This window comes from Streptomyces musisoli (assembly GCF_016741855.1).
Classification (GTDB): domain Bacteria; phylum Actinomycetota; class Actinomycetes; order Streptomycetales; family Streptomycetaceae; genus Streptomyces; species Streptomyces musisoli.
Map to the genome: position 1 here is coordinate 139,870 of NZ_JAERRH010000007.1, position 25,114 is coordinate 164,983.

A 25,114-nucleotide genomic window follows, 5' to 3' on the forward strand; every position below is an offset into this window, starting at 1 on the left:
ACTTGATTCGGAAGGGGGCACGGGGTGACGAGTCAGCGGCCGGACCAGGGCGCGCGTGCAACTTGCCGGGGATGTCGGGGGCGCGGCTGGAAGCGCGTCGGCTCCCGTACGGCTCTGGCGCTCTCGACGGCCAATGACCGCGTCCGTGCCACGTCGAAACGACGCTGCCTCGACTGCGACGGCAGCGGCAAGGAGTGAGTGCGGATGGCCTACTCGATCGACCGCTATCCCTCTGCGGACTCGCCGCGACTCGGCGCCATGACCCTGCACCCCGTCGCGGAGTCCGTCCCTCGGGCCCGGCGATGGTTCCGGAAGTTCATCGCCCCGTACAACCCGGCCTGCTCGATCGACGACTGCGCGTTGATGATCTCGGAGCTGGTGACTAACGCCATTCTCTACGGGCGGGCTGATGAGAGCTGGGTGGTGCGCGTTGCGTGGTATCGCGTGGAGACGTCACTTCGGGTGGAGGTACACAATCCGGGATTCCCGGCGAGTGTGCGCATGCGGAAGCCGGACGCCAGCGATGCCCACGGGCGCGGGCTGCTCCTCGTCGACTCCATCGCCGACTCGTGGCACTCCGGTCCCAGCCGCTTCGGCGGGACGGTTGTCTCGTTCACCATGGCCGACGCATGGTCGCCTGATGAGGTCTTCGGGCCCGTTCTGTTCTGACGGCGCAGTTGTCGCTAGTCTGGTTGACCAGTTGACTTGGCCAATCTCGACAGGCGGCGGCGTTCATGGCGTATGAAGTGGAGGCACCGAAGTACGTACGCCTCGCGCAGACGATTCAGCGCCGCATCGAGGACGGCACCTATCCGCCTGGCACTCGGGTGCCCAGTGAGAACCAACTGGTGCAGTCCTTCGGAATGTCCCGCCCGACCGTCGTGCGGGCCCTGGAACTGCTCAAGCGGGACGGCTGGCTGGAGTCTCGGCAGGGGTACGGCACGATCGTCCGGGGCCGTCCTGAAGTCGTTGAGCAACAGGACCGGCGGGGGCGAGCGGTCCTGAATCGCGACGAGTCGCGGTCCTCCGGGCGCCTGGTCGAAGTTGCTGAGATGCCTGTTCCCGCGCGGATCGCCTCCGCGCTAGGGCTCCCGAAGCGAGCCAAGGTCCTCATGCGCCGTTTCCTTGCGGAGGAGGAGGGTGAAGCGGTCGAGTTGGTCTCGACGTACTTCCCCGCCGGCCTGGTCGAGGGGACCGAGTTGGCGAGCACTGATGCCCTGAGCGGCAGTGTGCGCAAGCATGTGGAGGCTCGGAAAAAGGTCCGCTATGACCACGTGACGGAACGGGTCTCGGCTCGACTGCCTGAGAGTGGTGAAGCCGAGCTTCTGGGCTTGCCTGACGGTGTGCCCGTGCTCAGCATCCTGGTCATCGCGTGCGATGCGTCCGGACAGGCGCTGCAAGTCTCTGATGTGCTGCTTCCGGCCGACCGTCAGGAACTCGAAGACACCTATCGCTTGAACTGACGCCTGATCCAGGCGAGTTCGCCCCTAACTCCCTTGACAAGTCAACCTGCCATCTCTAGCTTCGAACTTGCTAAGTCAACTTGTCAGGTGGCGGGTTGATCGACTCGAAGGAGAAATCTCTGTGCGTGTGATCCGCGTTGACGCCTCGACCGCCACGATCCTGCTCACCGAAGCGCCGGCGCCGAAGGTGCGTGACCGGCAGACCGGTGAGATCGCCAAGGATGCCGTGAGCGGTGAGGCACTGATGACGGTCGGCGTCGTCTTCATCGACGAAGGCGAGTCGTCCCTGATCCAGGTCACCATCCCCGAGAGCGGGGTGACCGACGGGCTGACGGTCGGCGCTCCTGTCTCGCTGCCGGGGCTCGTCGCCCGGCCGTGGGAGAGCGTGTTCAACGGCCAGCAGCGGCACGGCATCGCCTACCGGGCCACCGCCGTGGCTCCGGGTGCCTTCCCGATGGCGCAGGCGGGCTGATCGCCGTGACCGACCTGGTGACGCTGGCCGAGTGGGGTGCGCCGCTTGCTGCGATAGGCGGCGGCGCGCTCTACGCCCGGCACGCCCACCCTGCGGCGTACTGGTCCACGGTCGGGCTGCCGATCTCGGTGGCCCGGCTGCTGGCCTCGTACTCCTCGACCATGGACGCGTGTGGCCTGACGGTCCCGCCGTCCCGGTTGCGGGCGCTGGCCGTCAAGGCGACCACTCGGCGGGAGGTCCGGCCCGTACCGCCTCGGCGGGGCGTGATCCGGCCTACCTCGACCGGTCTGCGGCTCCGGCTGCGGCTGGCTCCGGGACAGGAACCTGCGGATGTGGCGGCCTCGGCCGAACGGCTGTGGCACGCCTGGGGTGTTCACGCCGTGTACGTGCGGGACGTGAAGCCTGGAGTCGTGGAACTGCGGCTCGTCGGCTTCGACGTCCTGCGGAACGTGCGGATGCCTCGTCGGGCCGTCCCCGGACCGCTTCGGGTGCCGGTGGCTCTGCGCGAGGATGCGACGGCGTTCGTACGGGACTACCGGGCCGTACCGCATGAACTGGTTCTCGGCGCCACGTTGTCGGGCAAGTCCATGTTCCTGCGGAACCTGCTCGCCGGGCTGGCTGCCCAGCCGGTTGTCCTCGTCGGGATCGACTGCAAGCGGGGCGTGGAGCTGGCGCCGTTCGCTGCCCGGCTCTCCGCCCTGGCCACCGACCCGGTACAGGCGGCCGAGCTGTTGCCCGTGCTGGTGAAGGAAATGGAGGAGCGCTACGACCTGATCAAGGCGCGGCAGGGCATCGCCCCCGGTACTCCGGATGAGTTGATCACCTCGGACATCTGGGGCCTGCCCGACGACGAACGCCCGACTCCCATCGTGCTGTTCATCGACGAGGTGGCGGAACTCTTCCTTGTCGCCACAAAGAAGGAGGAGGAACGGCGGGACGAGATGGTCACCCAGCTCATCCGGCTCGCTCAGCTCGGCCGTGCGGCCGGCATCTATCTGGAGGTGTGCGGGCAGCGCTTCGGCGCCGAGCTGGGCAAGGGCGCCACCATGCTCCGGGCGCAGCTGACCGGCCGTGTTTGCCACCGCGTCAACGATGAAGCCTCCGCCAAGATGGCGCTCGGTGACATCGCCCCCGAAGCGGTCTTCGCAGCCTGTGCCATCGCACCCGAGCTGCCCGGCCTCGCCGTCGTCGGCGACACGTCCGGTGGCTGGTCCCGCATCCGCACGCCTCACCTGTCCCTCGCCGAAGCGGCGGCCATCTGCCGTGAGGCGGCCCACCTCGCACCCGACGTGCCCGCCCTCGCGCCCTTCCGCCCCTACGTCCCTCCCGCGCTGGTGGAGGCCTCCGGGCCGGTAGCCGCTCCTCGCCCCGTCGCCGAGTAGCCGCACCCGTTCCCACGGTCGGCGCGACCGTCCCGCGCCATGTCCCTACCCCACCCATGCCCGAAACCGGAAGGAGTCGCGCCGTGCGTGCCCTGCCCGTCCGTGTGGACGCCGTACTCGTCCAGGCGCTCATCGCCGCCGCGCTGTCCTTCGCCCACCTGCATGACCTTGCCTTCGCCGCCGGACAGGACGGCTGGAAGGCGTGGGCCTACCCGGTCTCCGTCGACCTGCTGATGGTGGCGGCCTGGCGGCGACTCCGCTCGGGGGAGTCGAAAGCGGCCGGGTGGTGGTGGTTCCTCGTCGCGCTGGCGGCCTCACTCGGCGCCAACGTCGCCACCGCCGGACTGCTCGACCTGGACGACGTTCCCGCCTGGCTGCGCATCCTCGTCGCCGGCTGGCCCGCGGTCGCCTTCCTCGGCGGCACGCTCCTCGCCCACGGCGCACCCCAGACATCCCACGCCGCGACCGACACCGAACCGCCCTCGACGATCACGGACTCGGCACCGCAACCGCCCGCAAGAGAGACAGAGGTGGAGCCGCCCGTAGCGGTGGCCGAGCTTCCGTCCGTCGAAGTCGTGTCGGCTCAACCCTCGTCCGCTCCCGTGCCGTCCGCTGCCGTACCGCCTGCCCTCGTCGCCCTCGCCCGCAAGGTCGCCGACGAGCACCACGCCCGGACCGGTACCCCCATAGACACTCCAACCCTTCGCGCCCGGCTCGGCGTCCCTTTGCCGCTGGCCGAAGCAATCGCCGATCAACTCACCTGATCTCGGAGGACTTTCCACCTTGCGACCGTCCACGCTCCGCGCACTCAAGCGTGCCGCCGAGCTGACCCGACAGAACCGCCTCACCGAAGCCGTGCTCATCGCCGAACCCGTGATCCTCGCCGCCGACAGCTACGAGGGCGACGAGATCTTGCGCTGGCTCGCCGACCACGTCACCGACTTCACCGGCGAGACCGGCGACGACCAGAAGGAGAACCCCTGATGCCCGCCAACCGCCGCTTCCGCAACCTCGTCCGCATCGGTCCCGTCCAGGTCGGCACGTACTACGACGGCCGGGGCCGTGAGAAGCACACCGCCGCCTGCACGGCTCCGCGCTGCGGCTTCTCGACCGACTACGACAGCCGGGCCGCCGCCGAGCTGGCCGCGCGCACCCACTGCTGCGCCGTCCGCTGATCCGAGACGACACCCGAGGAGATCCCGTGACCGTCTCGCTGCCGCTCGTCTTCGTCCTGGGCGTCATCGCCTGGGCCGCGATCAAGTTCCTCGGCATCCGCCTGTGGGTCGCCGTCGTGATCGCCCTGTTCGGCTTCTGGCTCTCGCACACCGTCCTCGCCCCGGCCATCGAGTCCGGCACCCGCTCCGGGGTCGACGTCGTCAACGGCAACCGCGACTGAGCCAACGACCGCAAGCAACCGCAAAGGAGACCCGCCGTGTTCCGTCCCAAGATGCCCGACACTCCGCACGTCCCGAGCATCACCATGCACATCCCGCAGGAGCACGCCCCGGTTCCGGCTCACTCTGCCGGTCGCCCGGTCGCCCCGTTCGTGGGCGTCGGGGTCGGAGCGGTCGCCGCCGTGGTCGTCGTGGGCGTCGTCCTCACCGCGCTCCTGGCGGCGGTCACCGTGTCGGCCATCTCCGTGGCCATCGCCGCCGTCGTCCTGCGCTCCCTCGTCAACAGCGCGCCCAAGCGCTGACCGGCCGCCGGGGCGGCAACAAGCCGCCAAGCATCCCGCCGCCCCGGGGCCGTCCCTCCCAACCGCCGAAACAGCCGAAAGGAACACCCATCATCACCCGGCAGACTCCGCCACCGCTGGCGGAACTCTCCATGCTCGCCTCACTCGGCACCCTGCCCGAACTGGCCCGCCAATTCTCCGGCCTGGGCGGCTGCACCCACCCGGTACGCCTCGACGGCCACCGCACCGAGTACGCCGTCGACACCACGACCGGTGAGGTCGGGCGCGTGCTGCACCACCTCGACTCGACCACCCTCCCCGCCGGAAACCTCCTCGTCCGCTGCAACAACCGCCGTGCCACCCGCTGCCCGGCCTGCGCCGAGGTCTACCGCCGCGACACCTACCACCTGATCACCGCCGGACTCCGCGGCGGCAAGGGCACCCCCGAGCAGGTCGGCACGCACCCACGCGTCTTCGCCACGTTCACCGCGCCGAGCTTCGGCCCGGTCCACAACCGCCCCTCCAGCGGACGGCCCTGCCGCTGCGGTGCCCGGCACGACGACACGGACTCGGCCCTCGGCACGCCCCTCGACCCGGACACGTACGACTACGAAGCGGCCGTGCTCTGGAACGCGCAGGCCGGGGCCCTCTGGCGCCGGTTCTCCATCTACCTCCGCCGTGAGGTCGCCAAGCGCGCCGGCCTCACGCAACGGGCCTTCCGCGACCACGCCCGCATCTCCTTCGCCAAGGTCGCCGAGTACCAGAAGCGCGGCGCCGTCCACTTCCACGCGGTCATCCGCCTCGACGGCCCCGAGGGAGGCGAGACCTCGCCCCCGGCCTGGGCCACGGCTGAGCTGCTGGGTGACGCGATCCGTGCCGCTGCCACCGCCGCCCGTGTCCACGGCCCGACCGTCGACGGCCGGGCACACTCCTTCGCCTTCGGCCGTCAGCTCGACGTCCGCCCGATCCGCTCGTCCGACTTCGACGGCGGCCAGGAGCTGACCGAGCGGGCTGTAGCCGCGTACATCGCCAAGTACGCCACCAAGGGCGCCGAGACCGCGACGGGCACCCTCGACCGGCCGATCCGCTTCCTCGCCGAGCTGGCCGGGGCCCGGATCACCGACCACGCCCGCCGCCTCATCCGAACCGCCTGGACCCTCGGCGCACGTCCCGAGCTGGCCGACCTCCGCCTACGAGCCTGGGCGCACATGCTCGGCTTCCGCGGCCACTTCTCCACCAAATCCCGCCGCTACTCCACCACCCTCGGCGCACTCCGCGACGCCCGCGCCGAATGGCGCCGCGCCCAAGCTGCCTCGCCCGCACCCCAGGACGGCGAAACCACGCTCGTCCTCGCGCACTGGGTCTTCGCCGGAACGGGCCTCAGCGCGGGCGAAACCTGGCTGGCCGCATCCCTCGAACCTGCTCCCGGAACGGAAGGAGAGCCGACCACATGAACGAGCGCTACCTGTCCGTGGACCAGGTGGCCGAGCTGCTGGGCACGACTGCGCGCTTCCCCCGGCGGCTGATCGAGGAGCGGCGCATCCGGTACGTCAAGGTCGGCCGGCACGTCCGCATTCCTGAGAGTGCACTTCGCGAATACCTCGCCTCGCGCACTGTGGAGCCGCTGCGTCGGCCTCGTTCCCGCTTCGGGAGGGCTGCTGCCTGATGGCCAACAGCAAGGGCAGGCGCCGTCGTTTCGGCGCGATCAGACGGCTTCCTTCGGGCCGGTACCAGGCTCGCTATCCGGGCCCTGACGGCGTGATGCGTCCGGCTCCCGTCACCTTCGAGACCACGGCCGACGCCGACGACTGGCTTGCCGAGAAACAGACGGAGATCCGCCGGGGGGAGTGGCGCGACCCCGAGGCAGGTGCGGTGAGCTTCCGGGCCTACGCAGACAAGTGGGTCGATGAACGGGAGCTCGCGCCGCTCACCCGCGACCTGTACCGATACCTCCTCGACAAGCACCTGTTCGCCTTCGCCGAGTCGGACTTGGACGAGATCACCGCTCCGCGTGTCCGCGAGTGGCGGGCCGATCGGCTGCGGACCACGAACGCCAAGACGATGACTGCCAAGGCGTACCGGCTCCTCAAGGCCATTATGGAGACGGCCGTGGACGACGAGCTGATCACGCGCAACCCGTGCCGGATCAAGGGAGCGGGGAAGGAGAAGGCGGCTGAGCGGCGTATCGCGACCGTCGCCCAGGTGGATGCCCTCGCCGAAGCGGTGGGGATGCGGTGGCGGCTCATGGTCTACCTGGGCGCGTACGGCCCGATGCGGCCGGAAGAGCTGGCCGGCCTCCGCCGCCGAGACGTCGACCTCGACAACCTTCGCGTCCGCGTCCGCCTCGCCGAGCCGGAGCGGATGAACGGGCGGCGCGTCCAGGGCGACACCAAGTCGGAGGCGGGCACCCGGACTGTGATTCTTCCCGCGTTCCTCCGCCGGGAGCTCTGCTGGCATCTGGAGAGCTACGCCGAGCCGGGCCCCGATGGGCTGATCTTCGTAGGGGAGAAGGGCGCTCCGTTCCGGCGCAGCACCTTCGGGCGGAAGTGGCGGCGGGCGCGGGAGGTCGTGGGGATGCCCGAGGGTTTCCGGTTCTACGACCTTCGGCACACCGGGCACACGCTGTCCACGCGCTCCGGTGCCACGCTCAAAGACACCATGGTGCGTGCCGGGCAGTCCTCGGAGAAGGCGGCGCTGATCTATCAGCACTCCGACGACGAGCGGCAGGAGGAGGTGGCCGCCGGGCTGGATGCGACGGTGCGGAAGGCTCGGGCTGCGGTCAGGGAGACCCAGCGCGACAAGGGGCCCGACAAGCCTTCTGGCACGAATCTGGCACGCGGCGAGTGATCGCACCGGACAGCAAAACGGCCCAGGTCTTTGACCTGGGCCTTCTTCGTGGAGCGGGTGACGAGAATCGAACTCGCGCTCTCAGCTTGGGAAGCTGATGTTCTACCATTAAACTACACCCGCGTAAGTACGGACATGGTCTCGATGAACCCCGTGTCCGGACGCTCGCTCACTTTACATCATCGCAGACCCCTGGTGCTCGAATCCCGGGGGTTTGAGTCTGTCTCAGGGTGGGATCCGGCTGCGGGCGGCTCGAGTTGGGGCGTACCGTGGAGGCGCTGTGGAGGCCGGAGTGCCGCCTGGAGAGTCGTCTCTTTGATCCCGTAATGTGGCTTTTGTCGTCCGGGCAGAATCGCCGGACGAGGCTCTTGGGGAAGGGACTTGAGGGACTTGATGGAACGCACCGTCGTCCGCTGCGCGGACGGGCACGTCTTCAGCACCGCTTCGTTCCCGATGCAGAAGGCCGAGCGGCTCGGCCCCGGCCGGCTCGTGCGGTGTCCGCGATGCGCCCGGCTCCGCAGTGCGGTGCCCGTGGTCATGGAGAAGCGGTAGCAGCGGTACGAGCGGTAGGCGGTACCGAGCGGTGCGAGCGGAAACCGGCACCGGGCGGTACGGCGGCAAACGGGAAGGTCAGGGACCGGCTGTAGTCGGAGTGTGACAGCGGGCGCGCGGAGCCGTCGTGATTGCCACGGCTCCGCGCGCCTTGCGTATCCTCGCTACGTGCTTCTCTCAGACAAGGACATCCGGGCCGAGATCGACGCCGGGCGGGTGCGGATCGATCCCTACGACGAATCCATGGTGCAGCCGTCGAGCATCGACGTACGGTTGGACCGGTATTTCCGGGTGTTCGAGAATCACCGGTACCCCCACATCGACCCCTCCGTCGAGCAGGCCGATCTGACCCGCCTGGTCGAACCCGAGGGCGATGAGCCGTTCATCCTGCATCCCGGGGAGTTCGTGCTGGCCTCCACCTACGAGGTCATCACCCTGCCCGACGATCTCGCCTCGCGGCTCGAGGGAAAGAGCTCGCTCGGCCGGCTGGGTCTGGTCACGCACTCCACCGCCGGTTTCATCGACCCCGGGTTCAGCGGTCACGTCACGCTCGAGCTGTCCAACCTCGCCACGCTCCCCATCAAGCTGTGGCCGGGGATGAAGATCGGTCAGCTGTGCATGTTCCGGCTGTCCTCGCCCGCCGAGCACCCCTACGGCAGCGAGCGGTACGGCTCCCGGTACCAGGGGCAGCGCGGGCCGACCGCCTCGCGGTCCTATCTCAATTTCCATCGGACCCAGGTGTGAGGGCTACGACGACATGACCGACGCAGACGTGCGGGAGAACCTGACCTACGAACGGTTCGGGTCCGCCATCCGGGAGCTGGCGCAGACGATCGCCGACGACGGGTACGAGCCCGACATCGTGCTGAGCATCGCGCGTGGCGGGGTGTTCGTCGCCGGCGGGCTCGCCTACGCCCTCGACTGCAAGAACATCCACCTGGTGAACGTGGAGTTCTACACCGGCGTGGGCACCACCCTGGAAATGCCGGTCATGCTCGCGCCCGTGCCGAACGTGATCGACTTCTCCGACAAGAAGGTGCTGATCACCGACGACGTCGCGGACACCGGCAAGACCCTGAAGCTGGTCCGCGACTTCTGCCTCGACACCGTCGCCGAGGTGCGCTCCGCGGTGATCTACGAGAAGTCGCACTCGCTCGTGAAGTGCGAGTACGTGTGGAAGCGCACCGATGACTGGATCAACTTCCCGTGGAGCGTCGAGCCGCCCGTGGTGAAGCGTGAGGGACAGGTCCTCGACGCGTAGCGAACCGTCCACGCCAGGCACGCCCGGCAGGCCGTCCACGCCCGGCAGGCCGTCCACGCCCGGCCCGGGGCGTCGTACACCGAGGGCCCTCGGCATGTTGCCGAGGGCCCTGTCGCATCCGGTGGCCGGCGACCGCTAGAACGTGCCCAGCTTCACTATCGACAGCAGCGCGACCAGCTGGATCGCCGACGCGCCCAGCGCCTTCGGCCAGGGCAGGTCGTGGGAGCGGGAGACCATCAGGGTCAGCAGGGCGCCCGCGCCGATCCAGGTGGCCCAGCCGAGGACCTGGACGAAGCCGGCGTCGCCGCCGAAGAACATGGCGAAGACCAGGCGGGGCGTGTCCGTGAGGGCCGCGATCAGCATGGACAGGCCCACCGTGGGCTGCCAGGCGCCGTCACCGCCCAGCTGGCGGGCCAGGGTGTGCGTGACCACGCCCAGGACGAACAGGCCCACCACCATCGCGACGGCCGCCAGCAGCACCATCGGCACCGTGGTGGAGAACGAGGAGTCGATCGCGTCCTTGCGGGCGTCGTCGAAGCCGAACACGGCCAGCAGGCCGTACAGGAAGGTCACGATGAGCGCGGGGGCCCACATCGTGTAGTCCCGCATGCGCAGGAACGTCTGGTCGGGGGCGAAGACGACCCCCTTGAGCAGTGCCTTCCAGTGCAGGGGAGGACCGACCGGGCCGGCGGGCGCGGCGGCCGAGCCGGCGTGGTAGGTCGAGCCCTGGGTGTAGCCGGCGGCCTCGTCGACCGAGAACGCCTGGGTGTGGCCCGGGTTGTTGGCCGCGTACGGGTCGTGCGGGGCGTGCCCGGGCTGCGCGTAGCCGCCGTCGCCGAAGTACTCCGGTCCGTCGTCGGCCGGCCCCGGGTAGCCGTACTGCTGCCCCTGCTGCGGGTACGACGGCTGTGGCGCCGACGGGTAGCCGTAAGACGGGCCCGAGGGGCCCGGCCGCCCGTACGACGGCTGTCCGTGAGACGGACCCCTGGGCTGAGCGGGGCGTTGCCCGCGTCCGCGCGACGGTCCCTGGGGAGCCTGCTGTCCTTGGGGGGTGCGGTTGTCCCGGCCCCCGCGTCCGATCCTGAATCCAGCCACGTCATCGAACGTACCTGGTCCCGGCGGCCGACGGGCCGGGCCCGGCGCTCAGGGCCCGGCTTTGCGGCCGACCTGTGACATCCCCTAAGGGACCGTCAGGCCGCGGTACCAGGGGACCGTCGGGGACCGCTCAGGGTTCCCCGGGAGTTTCGCGGAGCACCGCCCGAGCCCGGGGGAGCAGGACCGTGCGCCGGAGGCGGTGTTCAGGCGGGCGAGGCATGGCGGGGCATCCGCAGAAGGTGAGGTGCGGCCGCCCCGGGCCGGCCCGCGCTGCACGGCCGGTCGGCGGGGCTCGGGGGTCCGTCCTCCCCGGTGAGCCGCAGCGCCCACAGCGCCACCACCCGCGCCGCCGCGCACCCGGCGGCCACGCCGCCCCACACCAACGGTCAAGGGCCGTACGGCCGGCGTCTGGCTGCTGGTGGCGCTCGCCTCCGGCGCCATGTTCGGTTGCCTGATGAGCATGCCTGGCGCCCGATCCTGCTCGGGCAGGAGGCGAACGCGGTGTCCCTGCTGTTCGCCGGGGGCGGCTTCGTACTCGTCCTGTTGGTGTACGCCGTCACGACCGGCTTCTGAGAACGGTCGGGGGCATGGTCCAGGATGGGTCCATGAGCGTAGTGAAGATCAACGTGCTGACCGTGCCCGCCGAGCAGCGGGAGGTGCTGGAGAAGCGGTTCGCCTCGCGGGCCCACGCGGTGGAGAACTCCGACGGCTTCGAGTGGTTCGAGCTGCTGCGGCCCGTCGAGGGCACCGACACCTACCTCGTCTACACGCGCTGGCGTGACGAGGAGTCCTTCCAGGCGTGGATGGAGGGGCCGATGAAGTCCGCGCACCAGGGCGGCGGCGAGGGCGGCGAGCGTCCGAAGCCGGCGGCCTCCGGCTCCACCCTGTGGTCCTTCGAGGTAGTCCAGCAGGCATCCCCGAAAACCCCTTAACCCACCCCCACCCCCACCCCCACCCCCACCCCCACCCCCACCCCCCGCGGCCCGGCGGCCGCGGGGGGACTGATCGGCAGATCGGTTCCACACCCAAGGAACGGCGGATCGGGCCGGCCTGCGGGTTTACGGAGAACGGCCTCCATCGCGGTGGAACGGATCCGCCGATCACGCCGTGCATACGACGGCGCCCCCTGCCTGTGCGGGGCAGGGGGCGCCGTCGGGGTTTTCAGTGGTCGGTCACTTCACCGGTTCCGGTTCCGGCTCGCTCTCGGTCTCGGGCTCGCCCGCCGGGTCGACCGGCGTCCTGACCGAGTCCAGCAGGAGCTGGGCGACGTCCACGACCTGGATGGACTCCTTGGCCTTGCCGTCGTTCTTCTTGCCGTTCACGGAGTCCGTGAGCATGACGAGGCAGAACGGGCAGGCGGTGGAGACGATGTCCGGGTTGAGGGAGAGGGCCTCGTCGACGCGCTCGTTGTTGATGCGCTTGCCGATCCGCTCCTCCATCCACATCCGGGCGCCGCCGGCGCCGCAGCAGAAGCCGCGCTCCTTGTGGCGGTGCATCTCCTCGTTGCGCAGGCCGGGGACCTTGCCGATGATCTCGCGCGGGGGCGTGTAGATCTTGTTGTGGCGGCCCAGGTAGCACGGGTCGTGGTAGGTGATGATGCCCTCGACCGGGGTCACCGGGATCAGCTTGCCCTCGTCCACCAGGTGCTGGAGCAGCTGGGTGTGGTGGATGACCTCGTAGTCGCCGCCGAGCTGCGGGTACTCGTTGCCGAGCGTGTTGAGGCAGTGCGGGCAGGTGGCGACGATCTTCTTGGCCGACTTCGGCTTCTTCGACTCCGCGGTGACCTTGCCCTCGTCGTCCAGCTCCTCGCCGAACGCCGTGTTCAGGGCCATCACGTTCTCCATGCCGAGCTCCTGGAACAGGGGCTCGTTGCCGAGGCGGCGGGCGGAGTCACCGGTGCACTTCTCGTCGCCGCCCATGATCGCGAACTTGACGCCCGCGATGTGCAGCAGCTCGGCGAAGGCCTTGGTCGTCTTCTTGGCGCGATCCTCCAGGGCGCCGGCGCAGCCGACCCAGTAGAGGTACTCGACCTCGGTGAGGTCCTCGATGTCCTTGCCGACGACCGGGACCTCGAAGTCGACCTCCTTGGTCCACTCCAGGCGCTGCTTCTTCGCCAGGCCCCAGGGGTTGCCCTTCTTCTCCAGGTTCTTGAGCATCGTGCCCGCCTCGGACGGGAACGCGGACTCGATCATCACCTGGTAGCGGCGCATGTCGACGATGTGGTCGACGTGCTCGATGTCCACCGGGCACTGCTCGACGCAGGCGCCGCAGGTGGTGCAGGACCACAGGACGTCCGGGTCGATGACGCCGTTCTCCTCGGCGGTGCCGATCAGCGGACGCTCGGCCTCGGCGAGGGCGGCGGCCGGAACGCCGGCCAGCTGCTCCTCGGACGCCTTCTCCTCGCCCTCCACGGTCTTGCCGCCACCCGCGAGCAGGTAGGGCGCCTTGGCGTGGGCGTTGTCGCGCAGCGACATGATCAGCAGCTTCGGGGACAGCGGCTTGCCGGTGTTCCAGGCGGGGCACTGCGACTGGCAGCGGCCGCACTCGGTGCAGGTGGAGAAGTCCAGCAGGCCCTTCCAGGAGAACTGCTCGACCTGGGAGACGCCGAAGACGTCGTCGTCACCGGGGTCGGTGAAGTCGATCGGCTTGCCGCCGGAGGTCATCGGCAGCAGCGCGCCGAGGGAGGTCTCACCGGTGGCGTTGCGCTTGAACCAGATGTTCGGGAACGCCAGGAACCGGTGCCAGGCCACGCCCATGTCGGTCTTCAGGGCGACCGTGATCATCCAGATGAAGGAGGTCGCGATCTTCAGGCCGGCGAAGAAGTAGGTGAGGTTCTGGAGCGTGGAGACGTCCAGGTCCCGCAGCCAGGCGACGACCGGGTACGAGATGAAGAAGGAGGCCTCGTAGCCGTCCACGTGGTGCTGGGCGCCTTCGAGGGCGTGCAGCATGAAGATGCAGACGCCGACGATGAGGATGACGGCCTCGACGAAGTACGCCTGGCCGAAGTTGGAGCCGGCGAAGCGGGACTTGCGGCCCGGCTTGTCCGGCTTGCTCAGCTGGCGGATGACGATCAGGACGAGGATGCCGAGGGCCGTCATCGTGCCGAGGAACTCGACGAAGACGTTGTACGGCGCCCAGTCACCGATGATCGGCAGGAGCCAGTCCGCCTGGAACAGCTGCCCGATGGCGTTGACGATCGTCAGCAGCAGGGAGAAGAAGCCCACCGCCACGAACCAGTGCGCCACGCCGACGATGCCCCAGCGGTTCATCCGGGTGTGGCCGAGGAACTCCTTGGCCACGGTGATGGTGCGCTGTGCGGGATCGTCGGTCCGCGTACCGGCGGGCACCGGCTGGCCCAGCCGCATGAAGTTGTAGATCTGCAGGAGGGCGCGGCCGAACAGTGCCACGCCGACCACGATCAGGACCAGCGACACGATGATCGCGGCGAGTTGCATTGGGGCTCCTGAGGCGGCCTCGGTCTGAACGAGCTGTCTGAACTGATCGACGTTACTAAGCGGTAACTTATGTAGTCCGTCTGAGAGTACCCCTATCTTCCGTCGAGATGCAGCAGAGCGCGGGGTGATATGGGTCGCCGCCAGGCAATCGGATCGTGTTATTCATACCGAATTGCTAATTTCGCCCCTACCTTAGAGCCGTGCTCTACGGGATCGCCGCCGCCACCGCCGCCCTGCTACTCGCCGCCGTGCTCGCGGCGGTTTTCCGGGCGCCCGCCCTGAGGGCCGGCATCCTCGACCGCCGCTGGCAGCGGCCCCTGCCGCTCCTCGGCGGGCTCGCCGTCGTGGCCGTCACCTGCCTGGTCGCCGGGGTGGGGGAGTGGAGCCGGGTCGCCCCGCTCGGTGAGGGGGTCGGCGACCTGCTGACGGCGGCGGCAGCGGTCGCCGGGCTCGGTCTGGTGGCCGACGTGTGGCGGCTGCGCACGCGCGTGCTCGTCGCCGGCACGGTCGTGGCGGCCGCCTGGGTGGTGCCGTACGACGAGACGGGCGTGCCGGGCGGGATGCTGGCGGTCGGCTGGATCGTCCTCGCCTCGCTCGCCTTCAAGGGGCTCGACCATGCCGACGGCCTGGCCGGCACGGTCGGGGTGGTCACCGCCTTCGGGGTGGGCGCGTGCGCCGCGGCGGAGGTGATGGACGGGCTGGCCGTGCTGCTGAGCGTGGTCGCCGCCGCCCTCACCGGTTTCCTGATGCACAACTGGCATCCGGCGCGGATCGGCCTCGGCGCCTGCGGCTCCCTGTTCACGGGGTTCCTGCTGTCCTCCGCCGTCGTCTTCACGCGCGCGGGGTACGAACTCGGGCCGAGCGTGGCGGTGGTCTTCTGCCTCAGCGCCGTCGCCGTCGCGGACGCGCTGCTCGTGGTCCTCGCCCGGACGGTGGCCCGGCGTCCGCTGCTCCGGCGCGGCCCGGACCATCTCGCGCACCGGCTGCGGAGGCTCGGGCTCACTCCGCAGGGGTCGGTCGTGCTGCTGGGGGCCGCTTCCTTCTCCTCGGTGCTCGTGGGGGTACTGGTGCACGCGGGATGGACCGGAAGCAGGGCCGCGCTCTGGGTGGCCGGCGGGGCGGTCCTCGTCGTTCTGGTGCTCGTACTCCTTCGGAGTCCTGCCCAGCCGCCCCGGCCTACGACATCTACGCAGGTCAGCGGGCGGTTGCGTGTAAGGAACGGATAAGAGTTGAGCCTTGCTGACTCAGGTCTGTTGACCCCGAGAATCTCCTCGTGCACACTTGAGCCTGTTCCACTCAAGTCAGCTGGAGGAATCAACCATGGCACGTGCGGTCGGCATCGACCTGGGCACGACTAACTCCGTCGTCAGCGTTCTGGAAGGCGGCGAGCCCACCGTCATCACCAACGCCGAGGGCGCCAGGACCACGCCGTCCGTCGTCGCCTTCGCCAAGAACGGTGAGGTGCTCGTCGGCGAGGTCGCCAAGCGCCAGGCGGTCACGAACGTGGACCGGACCATCCGCTCGGTCAAGCGCCACATGGGCACCGACTGGAAGATCGAGCTGGACGGGAAGCCCTTCAACCCGCAGCAGATCTCCGCGTTCATCCTGCAGAAGCTCAAGCGGGACGCCGAGGCCTACCTGGGCGAGAAGGTGACCGACGCGGTCATCACCGTCCCGGCCTACTTCAACGACTCGGAGCGTCAGGCGACCAAGGAGGCCGGCGAGATCGCCGGTCTGAACGTCCTGCGCATCGTCAACGAGCCGACCGCCGCCGCGCTGGCGTACGGCCTCGACAAGGACGACCAGACGATCCTCGTCTTCGACCTCGGTGGCGGCACCTTCGACGTCTCGCTGCTGGAGATCGGCGACGGCGTCGTCGAGGTGAAGGCCACCAACGGCGACAACCACCTCGGTGGTGACGACTGGGACCAGCGCGTCGTCGACTACCTGGTCAAGCAGTTCCAGTCCGGTCACGGCGTGGACCTGTCCAAGGACAAGATGGCCCTCCAGCGCCTCCGTGAGGCCGCCGAGAAGGCCAAGATCGAGCTGTCCTCCTCCACCGAGACCTCGATCAACCTGCCCTACATCACGGCCTCCGCCGAGGGCCCGCTGCACCTGGACGAGAAGCTCACCCGGGCGCAGTTCCAGCAGCTGACGGCCGACCTGCTGGAGCGCTGCAAGACGCCGTTCCACAACGTCATCAAGGACGCCGGCATCGCCCTGGGCGAGATCGACCACGTCGTCCTGGTCGGCGGCTCCACCCGTATGCCCGCCGTCGCCGAGCTCGTCAAGGAGCTGACCGGCGGCAACGAGGCCAACAAGGGTGTCAACCCGGACGAGGTCGTCGCCATCGGCGCCGCCCTCCAGGCCGGTGTCCTCAAGGGTGAGGTCAAGGACGTCCTGCTCCTCGACGTGACCCCGCTGTCCCTCGGCATCGAGACCAAGGGCGGCATCATGACCAAGCTCATCGAGCGCAACACCACGATCCCGACCAAGCGGTCCGAGATCTTCACGACGGCCGAGGACAACCAGCCGTCCGTGCAGATCCAGGTCTACCAGGGTGAGCGCGAGATCGCGGCGTACAACAAGAAGCTCGGCATGTTCGAGCTGACCGGTCTGCCGCCGGCGCCGCGTGGCGTCCCGCAGATCGAGGTCGCCTTCGACATCGACGCCAACGGCATCATGCACGTGACCGCCAAGGACCTGGGCACGGGCAAGGAGCAGAAGATGACCGTCACCGGCGGCTCCTCGCTGCCGAAGGACGAGGTCGACCGGATGCGCCAGGAGGCCGAGAAGTACGCGGAGGAGGACCACGCCCGCCGCGAGGCCGCCGAGACCCGTAACCAGGGCGAGCAGCTCGTCTACCAGACCGAGAAGTTCCTCAAGGACAACGAGGACAAGGTCCCCGGCGAGATCAGGACCGAGGTGGAGTCCGCCGTCGCCGAGCTGAAGGAGAAGCTCAAGGGCGAGGACACCGCCGAGATCCGCACCGCCACCGAGAAGGTCGCGGCCGTCTCGCAGAAGCTGGGCCAGGCCATGTACGCCGACGCCCAGGCGGCGCAGGCCGCGGACGGTGCCGGTGACGCCGGTGCCGGCCAGGCCAAGGCCGACGACGACGTCGTCGACGCCGAGATCGTGGACGACGAGCGCAAGGACGGTGCCGCGTGACGGAGGAGACCCCGGGCTTCGAGGAGAAGCCCGACGTCCCCTCCGGCGCCACCTCCGACGACGCCGAGCCGAAGGCCGCCGCCTCCGAGGAGGCGGCGGCCCCGGCCGGGGACGCGAACGAAAGTGCCGGTCTGGTCGCACAGCTGGACCAGGTGCGCACGGCGCTGGGCGAGCGCACCGCGGACCTCCAGCGCCTTCAGGCCGAGTACCAGAACTACCGCCGCCGCGTCGAGCGCGACCGGGTCGCGGTCCGGGAGATCGCCATCGCGAACCTCCTGACCGAGCTCCTGCCGGTGCTCGACGACATCGGCCGCGCGCGGGAACACGGCGAACTGGTCGGCGGCTTCAAGTCGGTGGCCGAGTCGCTGGAGACCGTCGCGGCCAAGATGGGCCTCCAGCAGTTCGGCAAGGAGGGCGAGCCCTTCGACCCGACCATCCACGAGGCCCTGATGCACAGCTACGCGCCGGACGTCACCGAGACGACCTGCGTGGCGATCCTGCAGCCGGGGTATCGCATCGGCGAGCGCACCATCCGCCCCGCGCGGGTGGCCGTCGCCGAGCCACAGCCCGGCGCGCAGACGGTCAAGGCCGAGGGCACCGAGGAAGGCGCGGCGGCCGACGACAAGGACAACGGTGGCCCGGAGGAGGGCTGACGTAGACACCGGACGGAAGGAGGGACGTCGAGGATGAGCACCAAGGACTTCATCGAGAAGGACTACTACAAGGTCCTCGGCGTCCCCAAGGACGCCACCGAGGCCGAGATCAAGAAGGCGTACCGGAAGCTCGCCCGCGAGTTCCACCCGGACGCCAACAAGGGCAACGCCAAGGCCGAGGAGCGCTTCAAGGAGATCTCCGAGGCGAACGACATCCTCGGCGACCCCAAGAAGCGCAAGGAGTACGACGAGGCGCGCGCGCTGTTCGGCAACGGCGGCTTCCGCCCCGGACCGGGCGCGGCCGGCGGCTCCTTCAACTTCGACCTGGGCGACCTCTTCGGGGGCAACGCCCAGAGCGGAAGCTTCGGCGGCGGGCTCGGTGACGTCTTCGGGGGCCTGTTCAACCGCGGTGGCGGCGCCGGGGGCACGCGTACCCAGCCCCGGCGCGGCCAGGACATCGAGTCCGAGGTCACGCTGAGCTTCACGGAGGCCATCGAGGGCGCCACGGTGCCGCTCAGGATGTCCTCCCAGGCGCCCTGCAAGGCCTGTTCGGGCACCGGCGACAAGAACGGCACACCGCGCGTGTGCCCGACCTGCGTCGGCACCGGACAGGTGGCGCGGGGCTCCGGCGGCGGCTTCTCGCTCACCGACCCATGCCCCGACTGCAAGGGCCGCGGCCTGATCGCCGAGCACCCCTGCCTGCAGTGCAAGGGCAGCGGGCGCGCCAAGTCGTCGCGGACCATGCAGGTCCGCATCCCCGCGGGGGTGACCGACGGCCAGCGCATCCGGCTGCGCGGCAAGGGTGCGCCCGGTGAGCGGGGCGGCCCGGCGGGCGACCTGTACGTGGCCGTCCACGTCGGGGAACACCCGGTGTTCGGGCGCAAGGACGACAACCTCACCGTCACCGTGCCGGTGACGTTCGCCGAGGCGGCCCTCGGCGGCGAGGTGCGGGTGCCGACCCTCGGCGGCCCCGCCGTCACCCTGAAACTGCCGCCCGGTACCCCGAACGGCCGTACGATGCGGGCGCGGGGCAAGGGCGCGGTCCGCAAGGACGGCACCCGCGGCGATCTGCTCGTCACCGTCGAGGTGCGTGTCCCCACGGACTTGTCGGGGAAGGCTCGTGACGCGCTGGAGGCGTATCGCGAGGCAACCGTGGGCGAGGACCCGCGGGCGGAGCTGTTCGAGGCCGCGAAGGGAGCTTGAGTGTATGGACGGCCGTCGGCGTAACCCGTATGAACTGACCGAGGAGACCCCGGTCTACGTCATCTCGGTGGCGGCCCAGCTCTCCGGACTCCACCCGCAGACGCTGCGCCAGTACGACCGCCTGGGCCTGGTCTCCCCGGACCGCACCGCGGGCCGGGGCCGCCGCTACTCGGCCCGTGACATCGAGCTGCTCCGCCAGGTGCAGCAGCTGTCGCAGGACGAGGGCATCAACCTGGCCGGCATCAAGCGGATCATCGAACTGGAGAACCAGGTCGCCGCGCTCCAGTCCCGTCTCGCGGAGATGGAGGCGGCCCTGGACGGCGCGGCGGCGGCGATGCAGCAGCGCGAGGCGGCCGTGCACGCCTCCTACCGGCGCGATCTGGTGCCGTACCAGGAGGTCCAGCAGACGAGCGCGTTGGTGGTGTGGCGGCCGAAGCGGCAGCAGCAGGACTGACGCGCCCAGGCGCGCACGAAGAGGGGCCCGGACACCGGGCCCCTCTCGTCGTTCCCCCGCCCCGCCCCGCCGCGGTGCGCAGGCGGCGCCGTGGAGGGGGCCCGAGGGGTGCGCAGGCCGTGCCGTGGAGGGGGCCGGAGGCGGCGTGTGCGGCGGCTGCGGCGGGCGTACGTCTGGCTGGGTTCATTCGGTCTTCTGATCGAATCGGGGTGCGGGCCGGCGCCGCCGATGATCATGGCTCGTGGTGGACGGGCCGGTTGTGCGGTCTTTGCCGACCCGTGAACTCCCTTTGGATGGACGGCCCGTAAAGAGCCCTTGAAGGTGGTTTCGCGTGACCTCCACAGGTGCTGCTGAGCGTGGTGTTGCGCACTCGTTAAGTGATTCTTCTTGACGCCGGGTGTGGCATCCGCGTTGTCTTTTCAGACACCTGGGTCGTATTGCAGCACCCACGTCCGGAACGCACCTGAAGTGAGCCCCCGAATGCGTCGTATCGTCCTGTCCGTGGCCGCGTCCACGATGACCCTCTCGCTCGCCGGCTGTGGCGTGCTGAACGCGACGGAGGACGGCGCGAGCGCGAGCCCGACCAAGGGCAACGACATCACCGTGGGCCTGCTGCTCCCGGAGAAGGCGAACAGCCGCTACGACAAGTTCGACTACCCCATCATCAAGAGCAAGGTCGCCGAACTCACCGGTAAGCAGGGCAAGGTCGAGTACGCGAATGCCGACGCCAGTGCCGCCCGGCAGTCGGAGCAGTTGCAGAACATGATCGACGCCAAGGCCGACGTCATTCTGCTCGACGCGGTGGACGCGCACGCCATTGCCGGTGATGTGAAGAAGGCCAAGGACGCGGGCATTCCGGTCATCGCCTACGACCGTCTCGCCGAGGGTCCGATCGACGCCTACATCTCCTTCGACAACGAACTCGTCGGCGAGGTGCAGGCCCGTACCCTGCTGGAGGCCCTCGGGTCGGGCGTCGACACCTCCGACAAGATCGTCATGGTGAACGGCTCGCCCACCGACCCCAACGCCAAGCAGTTCAAGGGGGGTGCGCTGTCGGAGCTGTCCGGCAAGGTGACGATCGCGGACTCCTTCGACACCAAGGACTGGAAGCCGGAGATCGCCGAGAGCAGGATGGCCCAGGCGATCGCCTCGATAGGCAAGGACAACATCGCCGGCGTCTACGCCGCCAACGACGGTATGGCCGGCGGTGTCATCAAGGCCCTGAAGTCGGCCGGCGTCACCAAACTGCCCCCGATCACCGGCCAGGACGCCGAACTCGACGCGGTGCAGCGGATCGTGGACGGCGAGCAGTACATGAGCGTCTACAAGTCCTACCCGGACGAGGCCGAGGCCGCCGCGCAGATGGCCGTCACCAAGATCCAGGGCAAGGACATCCAGTTCGACGCCCTCACCCAGGACCGGGTGGACAGCCCCAGCCTCAAGGACATCCCGTCCAAGCTGGTCCAGGTGAGCGCGCTGACGCAGCACACCATCAAGGACACGGTCGTCGCCGACGGCATCTACTCGGTCGACGAGATCTGCACCGCCAAGTACAAGGCGGCCTGCGCGACGCTCGGCCTCAAGTAGGCCCCGGCGCCGCGTTTCCAGGACGCGGCCGGGTGGCCCGGCCGGAGTGGGGGCACCCCGGCCGGGACCGTTCCGGGTGCCGTGGGCACCCGGGGGAAGCGACGCCCGCGATGCCGAGGTGACGCCGGCGCCACCACCTTCATCTTGTTGCAATGCGCGGGGCGGAGCCTCGCCAAACCCGGGCAGAACAGGGCGCTTTGGGCGCACCTCTGTGGGGAGCCGTGTTGCGGACCGGGTCGGCGCCGCGCATAGTTGCGCTGCGGAAGTGGCAGCACACCGGGGGTGGAATGGGCGATGGCCGGGCGCGGGGCGGAGGAGCATCCTCACGGTGCCGACCGGCTGTGTGAGGCCGGGGATCGGGTGTACTCCCGTGCCGTACGCCGGGGACGGGTGCGGCGCACGGACGCCGAGCCCGTGCCCTGTCTGCTGGAGCTGGCCCTGCTGCACCCGGATCCCGACGACATGGACTGGCTGGTGCCGACCTCCCCGCAGGAGGTCATGACCCGGCTGCTGCGCGGGGTCTACGACGAGGTCAGCGCCAGTCAGCGGCGGGTGGGTTCGGCGGTGGCCGCCTTCGAGTGGTACGCGGGCCTCGGCCGGCAGCTGAACGCACTGGCGGCACCGGCCGAGGGCAGCGCCATCCGCGTCCTGGACGGCCTCTCCCGCATCCAGGCCGCGATGGACGAGGCGACCGAGGCGTGCACCACCGAGGTGCTCACCGTGCAGCCCGGCGGCATCCGGCGGGAGGCCGAGCTGACCGAGGGCCTGCACCGGGCCCTCGCCCTGCGCGGCCGCGGCGTGCGCATGCGCGACCTGTACACCCACGTCGCCCGGCACGGCCAGGGACTGCTGAACTACCTCGAACTGATGGGTGACACGGTGGAGGCCCGCACCCTGGACGAGGTCATCGACCGGCTCATCCTCTTCGACCGCACGGTGGCCTTCATCCCCGCCAACGCCGACCGCACGATGGCCCTGGAGCTGCGCCACCCGGCGCTGGTCGAATACCTGGTGACGGTGTTCGAGCGCCTCTGGCGGCTCGCCATCCCCCTGACGGCGGCCCTCCCCGACACCGGCATCGAGGGCATCTCGCACCGCGAGCAGTCCATCGCCGCGCTGCTCGCCGAGGGCCACCAGGACGCGGTGATCGCCGAGCGGCTGGGCATCAGCGTGCGCACCTGCCGGGCCCACATCGCCCGTCTGTCGGAGACGCTGGGCGCGGCCAGCCGTACCCAGCTGGGGGTGCGTATCGCCCAGGTCGGCCTGGACGGCCATCGGCCGCCCCTGCCGAGCACCGCCCTCACCGGTCCGGATCAGGAACCCCCGCCCGCGCGATGAGGTGACCGGGCTGCGCCCGGCTCCCACTGCCGAGGCCGGCGGCGGGCTTGGCGATGTGCGGCCGAGCGGGGTGCAGCGGCCCGGAGCCGGCGAGGCAGGGCGTACCGGCCGCGTCAGCGGCGGCTGTGTGCCCCTCCCGCAGCGCGCGTTCGTACAGCTCCCGTCCGGCGGTGCACGGGTCCTCGACGCGGTGCGCGCGGTGTCCGGCGCCCAAGCCGCTCAGCGCGTCACTGCTCCCGGTCCAGGATGCCGGACTGGGCGATCAGATAGCCGAGCTGGGCGCGGCTGCCGCTGCCGAGGGCGGTGGCCAGCTTGGCGATGTGGGCGCGGCAGGTGCGGACGTTCATGCCCAGGCGGCGGGCGATGGCCTCGTCCACGTGCCCCTCGACCAGGAGCTTGGCGATGGAGTGCTGGACCTCGGTGATGCCGTCGGGGGCGGTCTCGTACGGGGCCCCGGCGCTCAGCGGGACGGCGTGGTCCCACATGAACTCGAACACCTTGATGAGGTAGCTGACGAGGCCCGGCTGCCGGATCTCCAGGGCCACTTTCTGGTCGTCACGGGTCGGGATGAAGGCGACGGTCTGGTCGCAGATGATGAGCCGCTCGACCAGTCCGTCGATGGTGCGCTGCTCCACCTTGCCGTCGGAGAGCCGGGCGGCGTAGTCCAGCCGCTCGGAGCTGTACCGGGCGGTGTGCGGGTAAAGCGTTCTGATGCGCACTCCGCGTTCGATCAGCGGCCGGTCGCGGCCCAGCCCCTGCTTGAGGCTGTGTTCGGGCCGGTGGCCGCTCGGCTGCACCGTGAGCATCTCGGTCTGGCACTGGGACGTGGCCAGATTGAGCGCGGCGTTGATGCGTTCACTGCCCTCCAGCACGGTGATGGAGTCGCTGCTGGACGACATCTGGGCGCCGAGCACCATGAAGGGGGCGAAGGCGTCGGAGAGTTCGATCGACTGCCGGCGGCGCTCGGTGATCTCGTTCTCGATCGGATTGAGCCGCTGGGCGAGGGCCACGGCGGGCGGGACCGGACGCAGCCAGTCCGGATCGTCGGGATCGGGGTGGAGGAGGGCGAACTCCATCAGGCAGGGAGCCGACGCCGCATCTTCCCTGGCGATACGCCCGGTACGCAGGGCGGCAGCATAAAGTTGGCCGCCTTCTTCGCACATCTCGGTCATCGCATGGGGATGTGTCGCCTTAGTCTGATTCGCTACCAAATCTCCACCCCCCAGGGTCCTGAACATGCAGGAACATGATGCACCGATCGTGTGGCAATGATGTGCCCGAATGAGCCATCGTCGTACTCGACGGGGGAAGAGGGGACCTTCAAGTGAGGACGAAGCCGACTATGCGTAACAGAATGCTTCGCTCGGTGCTTGTCGCCACCTTCGCCGCCGTTGCTACCGTCGGGGTTCTCATCGGAGGGTCCGGCGGAACGAGTGATGACGCGGGCGACAGTGTCTGGCCGCTGGCCCCGAAGGGGCATGTGCTGGCGGACAGCGTCTGGCCGGTGGCAGCGGCGGCGGAGTCGACGGCGAACGTGGCTGGGAGCTGATGTGACCACTCCACCCGACGACCGCTCCTTCCGCCGTGAAATGGCCACCGCCTACCGCTCCGGCTGGCACTTCATCGACCTGGTCACCGCCATCCCCCACAGTGGTGACTCGTTGATGGTGACCGTGTTCGGCGAGCCGGTCGTCGTCACCCGGGACGACGACGGTGACGTACGGGCCTTCCGGTGCCTGCGCAAGCCGCGCGGCGCGCCGCAGCCGGTGCGATGTGCCATCCGGTACGGAATGATCTTTGTGAACCTGGACCAGCGGGACCACCGGCTGTGCGAGCCGGCGGAGTCCGACCTGAGGACCATCTCGGCCACCCCCCGCAGTGCCTGACGCGATTCCCCCGTCGTAACAGATCGCTCAGGTACTTCCCCCCGCAGCGGCGTCACCGTGACCTGAACACGGTGACGCCGCTGCAGTTTTGCGGGGACATTTCCGGCTATGGGCGCGCCACCACGGTGGCCGAAAATGTTCACCCGTGCCCCAGTGCCCGTTCGACCTCGATCTCGATCACCACGCGAGCCGGATTCGGGCGGGGCGTCCGTTCGTAGCGCTCGGCGTAACGCCGCACCGCCTCCGCCACCCGTTCCGGCTCGGTCCGCACCCTCGCCCGCCCCTCCAGCGTCGCCCAGCGCCGGCCGTCCACCTGGCACACCGCGACCCGGGCGCCCTCGGACCCGGCCGCGCGCACATGCCCGGCCTTCGCGCTCGTCCCGCTGGTGATCACCCGGGCCAGCCGGACCTCGGCGTCGTAGGTCACCCCCACCGGCACCACGTGCGGGCTGCCGTCGGGACGCAGGGTGGTCAGCGTGCACAGGTGCCGTTCGCGCCAGAAGGCGAGGTACGGCTCGTCGGGGGAAACCGGGTCCACGGAGTGCCTCGTCATGCGCGCAACCTAGCCCGGAAGCACTCCTCCGTGAACCTTGAGCGGAATAGACTCAACTTTGTGTACACTG

General features: G+C 69.6%; 29 protein-coding genes and 1 tRNA gene. 25 read left to right on the forward strand and 5 right to left on the reverse strand.

The features are described 5' to 3' along the window. Window positions 1–204: 204 nt before the first annotated feature. The 12 genes from JK361_RS20290 (at window position 205) to JK361_RS20345 (ending at window position 7,839) form a co-directional block, all read left to right on the forward strand. Complete coding sequence (locus JK361_RS20290; RefSeq protein ID WP_201820281.1) at window positions 205–669, forward strand: ATP-binding protein; 465 nt, start codon at window positions 205–207, stop codon at window positions 667–669. 65 nt (window positions 670–734) lie between these two features. Next, complete coding sequence (locus tag JK361_RS20295; RefSeq protein ID WP_201820284.1) at window positions 735–1,463, forward strand: GntR family transcriptional regulator; 729 nt, start codon at window positions 735–737, stop codon at window positions 1,461–1,463. Between the two features lie 121 nt (window positions 1,464–1,584). Then, window positions 1,585–1,935, forward strand: coding sequence for an SCO3933 family regulatory protein (locus JK361_RS20300; protein ID WP_073934345.1), 351 nt, complete (start codon window positions 1,585–1,587; stop codon window positions 1,933–1,935). A gap of 5 nt (window positions 1,936–1,940) precedes the next feature. Continuing rightward, window positions 1,941–3,317, forward strand: coding sequence for an FtsK/SpoIIIE domain-containing protein (locus tag JK361_RS20305; RefSeq protein WP_201820287.1), 1,377 nt, complete (start codon window positions 1,941–1,943; stop codon window positions 3,315–3,317). An 83-nt stretch (window positions 3,318–3,400) separates the two neighbouring features. After that, on the forward strand, window positions 3,401–4,081 hold the full coding sequence (locus JK361_RS20310) for a DUF2637 domain-containing protein (RefSeq protein ID WP_201820290.1): 681 nt from the start codon (window positions 3,401–3,403) through the stop codon (window positions 4,079–4,081). 19 nt (window positions 4,082–4,100) lie between these two features. Then, window positions 4,101–4,301 (forward strand): RING finger protein, encoded by a 201-nt coding sequence (locus JK361_RS20315; RefSeq protein ID WP_159770605.1) that lies wholly within the window; start codon window positions 4,101–4,103, stop codon window positions 4,299–4,301. Next, window positions 4,301–4,492: a mobile element transfer protein gene (locus tag JK361_RS20320; RefSeq protein WP_201820293.1), complete on the forward strand. Its 192-nt coding sequence runs from the start codon at window positions 4,301–4,303 to the stop codon at window positions 4,490–4,492. The genes JK361_RS20315 and JK361_RS20320 overlap by 1 nt, the downstream gene beginning before the upstream one ends. Before the next feature lie 26 nt (window positions 4,493–4,518). Beyond that, window positions 4,519–4,713 (forward strand): hypothetical protein, encoded by a 195-nt coding sequence (locus JK361_RS20325; protein WP_060880374.1) that lies wholly within the window; start codon window positions 4,519–4,521, stop codon window positions 4,711–4,713. Between the two features lie 36 nt (window positions 4,714–4,749). After that, window positions 4,750–5,013 carry a SpdD protein gene (locus JK361_RS20330; RefSeq protein ID WP_201820296.1) on the forward strand — a complete coding sequence of 88 codons (264 nt, stop codon included), beginning with the start codon at window positions 4,750–4,752 and terminating at the stop codon, window positions 5,011–5,013. Between the two features lie 131 nt (window positions 5,014–5,144). Then, entirely contained in the window at window positions 5,145–6,446 is a 1,302-nt protein-coding gene (locus tag JK361_RS20335) for a replication initiator (RefSeq protein WP_201820298.1), read from the forward strand. Then, window positions 6,443–6,658, forward strand: coding sequence for an excisionase family DNA-binding protein (locus tag JK361_RS20340; protein WP_201820300.1), 216 nt, complete (start codon window positions 6,443–6,445; stop codon window positions 6,656–6,658). The genes JK361_RS20335 and JK361_RS20340 overlap by 4 nt, the downstream gene beginning before the upstream one ends. Beyond that, a complete protein-coding gene (locus JK361_RS20345; RefSeq protein WP_201820311.1) occupies window positions 6,658–7,839 on the forward strand; it encodes a tyrosine-type recombinase/integrase in 1,182 nt (393 codons plus the stop codon). The genes JK361_RS20340 and JK361_RS20345 overlap by 1 nt, the downstream gene beginning before the upstream one ends. A 49-nt stretch (window positions 7,840–7,888) precedes the next feature. On the opposite strand, the gene JK361_RS20350 is transcribed toward JK361_RS20345, so the two are convergent. Beyond that, window positions 7,889–7,962: transfer RNA gene (locus JK361_RS20350), tRNA-Gly, on the reverse strand. Window positions 7,963–8,220: 258 nt separating this feature from the next. Here JK361_RS20350 and JK361_RS20355 point away from each other — a divergent pair. The 3 genes from JK361_RS20355 to JK361_RS20365 all read left to right on the forward strand — a co-directional run bounded on the left by JK361_RS20355 (window position 8,221) and on the right by JK361_RS20365 (window position 9,652). Next, complete coding sequence (locus JK361_RS20355) at window positions 8,221–8,391, forward strand: hypothetical protein (protein WP_201820793.1); 171 nt, start codon at window positions 8,221–8,223, stop codon at window positions 8,389–8,391. Between the two features lie 168 nt (window positions 8,392–8,559). Continuing rightward, the gene (dcd, locus tag JK361_RS20360) at window positions 8,560–9,135 is read left to right on the forward strand and encodes a dCTP deaminase (protein WP_201820314.1); all 576 of its coding nucleotides are present in this window, start codon (window positions 8,560–8,562) and stop codon (window positions 9,133–9,135) included. A gap of 13 nt (window positions 9,136–9,148) precedes the next feature. Beyond that, window positions 9,149–9,652 carry a phosphoribosyltransferase gene (locus JK361_RS20365; RefSeq protein ID WP_201820317.1) on the forward strand — a complete coding sequence of 168 codons (504 nt, stop codon included), beginning with the start codon at window positions 9,149–9,151 and terminating at the stop codon, window positions 9,650–9,652. A gap of 135 nt (window positions 9,653–9,787) precedes the next feature. On the opposite strand, the gene JK361_RS20370 is transcribed toward JK361_RS20365, so the two are convergent. Then, window positions 9,788–10,747: a Yip1 family protein gene (locus JK361_RS20370; protein ID WP_201820320.1), complete on the reverse strand. Its 960-nt coding sequence runs from the start codon at window positions 10,745–10,747 to the stop codon at window positions 9,788–9,790. Between the two features lie 447 nt (window positions 10,748–11,194). On the opposite strand from JK361_RS20370, the gene JK361_RS42075 reads away from it, so the two are divergent. Both JK361_RS42075 and JK361_RS20375 read left to right on the forward strand, forming a co-directional pair. Further along, window positions 11,195–11,320 (forward strand): hypothetical protein, encoded by a 126-nt coding sequence (locus tag JK361_RS42075; RefSeq protein WP_262418722.1) that lies wholly within the window; start codon window positions 11,195–11,197, stop codon window positions 11,318–11,320. A 32-nt stretch (window positions 11,321–11,352) separates the two neighbouring features. Further along, window positions 11,353–11,679 (forward strand): antibiotic biosynthesis monooxygenase family protein, encoded by a 327-nt coding sequence (locus tag JK361_RS20375; RefSeq protein WP_201820322.1) that lies wholly within the window; start codon window positions 11,353–11,355, stop codon window positions 11,677–11,679. Window positions 11,680–11,919: 240 nt separating this feature from the next. On the opposite strand, the gene JK361_RS20380 is transcribed toward JK361_RS20375, so the two are convergent. After that, complete coding sequence (locus tag JK361_RS20380; RefSeq protein WP_201820325.1) at window positions 11,920–14,202, reverse strand: (Fe-S)-binding protein; 2,283 nt, start codon at window positions 14,200–14,202, stop codon at window positions 11,920–11,922. 200 nt (window positions 14,203–14,402) lie between these two features. Here JK361_RS20380 and JK361_RS20385 point away from each other — a divergent pair, with 200 nt between their 5' ends. The 7 genes from JK361_RS20385 to JK361_RS20415 all read left to right on the forward strand — a co-directional run bounded on the left by JK361_RS20385 (window position 14,403) and on the right by JK361_RS20415 (window position 22,605). After that, window positions 14,403–15,428 carry an MraY family glycosyltransferase gene (locus JK361_RS20385; RefSeq protein WP_201820328.1) on the forward strand — a complete coding sequence of 342 codons (1,026 nt, stop codon included), beginning with the start codon at window positions 14,403–14,405 and terminating at the stop codon, window positions 15,426–15,428. Between the two features lie 94 nt (window positions 15,429–15,522). Next, window positions 15,523–17,370, forward strand: a complete 1,848-nt coding sequence (gene dnaK / locus JK361_RS20390) for a molecular chaperone DnaK (RefSeq protein ID WP_201820336.1) — start codon at window positions 15,523–15,525, stop codon at window positions 17,368–17,370. After that, window positions 17,367–18,023, forward strand: a complete 657-nt coding sequence (grpE, locus tag JK361_RS20395) for a nucleotide exchange factor GrpE (protein WP_201820353.1) — start codon at window positions 17,367–17,369, stop codon at window positions 18,021–18,023. The genes dnaK and grpE overlap by 4 nt, the downstream gene beginning before the upstream one ends. 33 nt (window positions 18,024–18,056) lie before the next feature. Beyond that, window positions 18,057–19,226: a molecular chaperone DnaJ gene (gene dnaJ, locus JK361_RS20400; protein WP_201820355.1), complete on the forward strand. Its 1,170-nt coding sequence runs from the start codon at window positions 18,057–18,059 to the stop codon at window positions 19,224–19,226. A gap of 4 nt (window positions 19,227–19,230) precedes the next feature. Further along, window positions 19,231–19,680, forward strand: coding sequence for a heat shock protein transcriptional repressor HspR (locus JK361_RS20405; RefSeq protein ID WP_201820358.1), 450 nt, complete (start codon window positions 19,231–19,233; stop codon window positions 19,678–19,680). A gap of 480 nt (window positions 19,681–20,160) precedes the next feature. Continuing rightward, window positions 20,161–21,267 (forward strand): sugar ABC transporter substrate-binding protein, encoded by a 1,107-nt coding sequence (locus JK361_RS20410; RefSeq protein ID WP_201820361.1) that lies wholly within the window; start codon window positions 20,161–20,163, stop codon window positions 21,265–21,267. A gap of 294 nt (window positions 21,268–21,561) precedes the next feature. Further along, window positions 21,562–22,605: a helix-turn-helix transcriptional regulator gene (locus tag JK361_RS20415; protein ID WP_236053275.1), complete on the forward strand. Its 1,044-nt coding sequence runs from the start codon at window positions 21,562–21,564 to the stop codon at window positions 22,603–22,605. Between the two features lie 227 nt (window positions 22,606–22,832). Here JK361_RS20415 and JK361_RS20420 read toward each other — a convergent pair whose 3' ends face one another. Then, the gene (locus tag JK361_RS20420) at window positions 22,833–23,843 is read right to left on the reverse strand and encodes a helix-turn-helix domain-containing protein (RefSeq protein ID WP_201820366.1); all 1,011 of its coding nucleotides are present in this window, start codon (window positions 23,841–23,843) and stop codon (window positions 22,833–22,835) included. A gap of 312 nt (window positions 23,844–24,155) precedes the next feature. Between JK361_RS20420 and JK361_RS20425 the strand changes: the two genes are divergently transcribed. Continuing rightward, entirely contained in the window at window positions 24,156–24,491 is a 336-nt protein-coding gene (locus tag JK361_RS20425; protein ID WP_201820369.1) for a Rieske (2Fe-2S) protein, read from the forward strand. Between the two features lie 139 nt (window positions 24,492–24,630). On the opposite strand, the gene JK361_RS20430 is transcribed toward JK361_RS20425, so the two are convergent. After that, the gene (locus JK361_RS20430; RefSeq protein ID WP_201820372.1) at window positions 24,631–25,044 is read right to left on the reverse strand and encodes a pyridoxamine 5'-phosphate oxidase family protein; all 414 of its coding nucleotides are present in this window, start codon (window positions 25,042–25,044) and stop codon (window positions 24,631–24,633) included. Window positions 25,045–25,114: the final 70 nt, after the last annotated feature.